The sequence below is a fragment of the Methylorubrum zatmanii genome, assembly GCF_014845115.1.
Lineage (GTDB): Bacteria > Pseudomonadota > Alphaproteobacteria > Rhizobiales > Beijerinckiaceae > Methylobacterium > Methylobacterium zatmanii.
In genome coordinates this window covers 1-1,174 of record NZ_NKUI01000291.1, presented here as the reverse complement: position 1 = coordinate 1,174, position 1,174 = coordinate 1, and the positions used below count along the sequence as shown (strand labels likewise).

General features: G+C 68.7%; 1 protein-coding gene. It reads right to left on the bottom strand.

From position 1 onward, the window contains the following. Positions 1-18: 18 nt before the first annotated feature. The gene (locus tag MZTS_RS23650; RefSeq protein ID WP_192285700.1) at positions 19-969 is read right to left on the bottom strand and encodes an IS110 family RNA-guided transposase; all 951 of its coding nucleotides are present in this window, start codon (positions 967-969) and stop codon (positions 19-21) included. Positions 970-1,174 lie beyond the last annotated feature (205 nt).

Sequence of the window (1,174 nt, the reverse complement as noted above, 5' to 3'; positions counted from 1 at the left end):
CGGCGACTGTATTGCGGGTCAATTGGCCACGTCGCTTTCGGCGAAGGTTTTGTCGTCTCGGACGAGGGCATTGGCGAGGACGACGAGGCGGCGGCCGGTGGCGACGATGGCGACCTTGGCGGGCTTTCCCGCTTCGCGCATCGCCTTGTAGGGGGCTGTGAAGGCAGGACAGGCCCGGGCTGCGACCATGCCGGCCATGTAGAACGCCGTTCTGAGGCAGGGTCGGCCGCCGGCGATGGCGTGACGTCCGGGGTGGCGACCGCTCTGGGTGGGATGAGGGGCCATGCCGGCCAGGCTCGCGGCGGCCTTGCGGTCGATGGCTCCGAGTTCGGGCATGTCCGTGATCAGAACGGTGGCGATGCGCCGGCCGATCCCAGGGATCGAGGTCAGGATGGTCCGTTTGCGGGCGAGGTCCGGAGCCGCGGCGATGCGCCGGTCGAGCGCGGTCTCGACCTCGGCACAAGCGGCCTCCAGGCTATCGATCACCGCCCTGTGGCTGTCGGCCAGCAGCGGATCGAGCGCCTGCTTGAGCCGGGTCTTCTCCAGGGCGATCAGTTCGGTGAGTTGGCGGCGACGGGTCGAGAGCGCCTTGAGCGCGATCTGATCGGGCTCAGGGGCGGGGTGCAGGTGCTCGGGCATGCGCTGAGCAAAGCGCGCGATGAGCGCGGCGTCCAGCCGATCGGTCTTGGCGATTACCCCCTCGGCCGTGCGGAAGGCCCTGATCCGGCGCGGATCGACCAGACCCACGGGCAGGCCGGCCGCACTCAGAGCCGCGGTCACAGGGTAGGCGTAGGGGCCGATGGCCTCCAGGGCGACCCGCTGCACACCCCGGCTCGTCACGGCGGCGATCAGATCGCGAATGCCGGCCGGGGTATTGTCACACCGGAGCGGCTTAGCGGCGGGGTGGAACCCGAGATCAAGGAAGTCCTTGCCGACATCGATACCGGCTGTGGGGACGGAGCTGAGCATGGCCGATCCTGTCCTGTACGCGGGCGCCCGCCGGAGCGGAGCCCAAGCGACTGTTCGGAGTACGCACGACAGGACGTCCGGGATCATGCCGATTGACGATCGTGGCACGAGGGGCGAGCGACCCACACGGGACCAGACCTGGATCTCGTAAGAGCGCCGGACGCCCAAGCCGTATCAAATCACGGCCAGCCTTCAGGTACAGGAT